Raw genomic sequence first — 1,645 nt, 5'->3', positions numbered from 1 at the left:
GCCCGCACCCACGGCGACTCCAAATCCCACCGTGGAGCCGACCGCCACGCCAACCCTGACGCCGCAACTGGCAGACTTGGTTTTCACCAGTGTTTGGCTGGATCCGGAAGATCCCACCACCGACGACAACGTGCGCGTCTACTTCACCATCACCAATCAAGGTGACGTGAAAGGCGAATCGTGGTCGGAAGTCGGTTTGTTCCTGGATTACAGCGGAGTGCCGCCGTTGGGAGCTAACCCAGACGATGAAGAATCGGTCATTAAACTCGACCCGGGCGAGTCGCGCACCGATGACTTTCGGCTCGACGAACTCGACGCCGGTACTCACACGATCTATCTTTGGATAGATAACGATGAGGAAGTTACCGAAAGCGACGAGGTCAACAATCTGTACGGGCCGATCACTTTTGAGGTTGTGCCGGAGTAAACAACCTCACGTAAAACCAAGAAAGTTGGTAGAGAGCGAACCTCTCCATCAATAAAGAACTAGGGTCTTTTTAGGCTCTAGTCTTTTTTTTGGTTGCACTGTTTGCTTACGGTTAGGTCAAAGAGAGGGCTCTGTTTCCATTAAACCCATCCCAAGAGGCGGTTGAGGAGATTGAGAGTCGCCAGAAGTAGAAAGAGACTGGTGACGGTCGTGGTGGTCAGGAGGAAGTGTGACAGGAAGCGGTAGCGGTGGTGAATGAAGGAGGTAATGATTAAGTTAATGGCGAGTATCCCGACTACCAGTCCCGGTAGGAGCCAGACCAGCGACTGGTCGGCGAGTTGTAGCTCCCCCCAGGGTCGAAGATACCAGAGCGGTACCTGCGGCGGCAGTTGATCGCGGCTCGCAAAGATCAGCCAGAAGGCTAACTGACTAAGGAAAAGACTCAAGACAGTGTGGCTCAAGATCGTTCGGTCTTTCAGCACGACTTCATTATATACTGCACCAGTCTTGCAAATTGGGCCTGCATCGGTTACAATTCCCGCGTACTATGGCACAGAAGACTAAAGAAGTGATTAAGGCAACCGGCACGGTAGTGGAAACTTTGCCGAACGCGTTGTTTAGGGTAAAACTGGAAGGTTTAGGCGCGGACGAGGAAAAAGTTATTTTGGCAACCCTGGGCGGCAAGGTGAGGAAACGTCGCTATGTTAGAATTCTGCTGGGTGACCGGGTAGATGTGGAAATGTCGCCGTATGATCTCGAACGAGGCCGGATCGTTTACAGATACAAGTAATGAAAGTTAAGCCGTCGGTCAAAAAACGATGTAAAAACTGTAAAATTATCAAACGTAACGGCGTGGTGCGGGTGATATGTACTAACCCGAGACACAAACAGCGACAAGGTTAAATGCCAAGAATACACGGAGTCGACATACCAGTTAATAAAAAAACTTTATACGCCCTGACCTACATTAAGGGTATTGGTCGGAGTTCAGCCGCGGCGATTATCGCCGAGTTGAGTCTTGACCAAAACAAAAAGGCCAAGGATCTGACCGAAGATGAGATTGGACGAATTACGGTTTTGATGGACAAAGAGTATTTGATTGAGGGTGAACTCAAGCGGCGGGTGAGTGATAACATTAAACGGCTGAAAGACATTGGTGTTTACCGGGGAGTCCGACACGCACGAGGGTTGCCGGTGCGCGGCCAGTCTAGCCGGCGT

At 51.0% G+C, this 1,645-nt stretch carries 5 protein-coding genes; 4 read left to right on the top strand and 1 reads right to left on the bottom strand.

All coding sequences use genetic code 11. From position 1 onward, the window contains the following. Positions 1-427: CARDB domain-containing protein (locus tag VGA08_03415; protein ID HEX9679643.1), on the top strand; the 427-nt coding region annotated here is incomplete at its 5' end. A 140-nt stretch (positions 428-567) separates the two neighbouring features. Here the strand turns inward: VGA08_03415 and VGA08_03410 are convergent. Continuing rightward, positions 568-909, bottom strand: a complete 342-nt coding sequence (locus tag VGA08_03410) for a hypothetical protein (protein HEX9679642.1) — start codon at positions 907-909, stop codon at positions 568-570. A gap of 65 nt (positions 910-974) precedes the next feature. Between VGA08_03410 and infA the strand changes: the two genes are divergently transcribed. The 3 genes from infA to rpsM form a co-directional block, all read left to right on the top strand. Beyond that, the gene (infA, locus tag VGA08_03405; GenBank protein ID HEX9679641.1) at positions 975-1,217 is read left to right on the top strand and encodes a translation initiation factor IF-1; all 243 of its coding nucleotides are present in this window, start codon (positions 975-977) and stop codon (positions 1,215-1,217) included. Then, the gene (gene rpmJ, locus VGA08_03400; protein HEX9679640.1) at positions 1,217-1,330 is read left to right on the top strand and encodes a 50S ribosomal protein L36; all 114 of its coding nucleotides are present in this window, start codon (positions 1,217-1,219) and stop codon (positions 1,328-1,330) included. The genes infA and rpmJ overlap by 1 nt, the downstream gene beginning before the upstream one ends. After that, the coding region (gene rpsM, locus VGA08_03395; protein HEX9679639.1) for a 30S ribosomal protein S13 at positions 1,331-1,645 on the top strand (315 nt) is incomplete at its 3' end.

The organism is Candidatus Saccharimonadales bacterium, assembly GCA_036397795.1.
In the GTDB taxonomy this organism is placed as follows: domain Bacteria; phylum Patescibacteriota; class Saccharimonadia; order Saccharimonadales; family DASWIF01; genus DASWIF01.
Note: the sequence above shows the minus strand (reverse complement) of the source record. Positions and strands in the feature narration are given on the sequence as shown.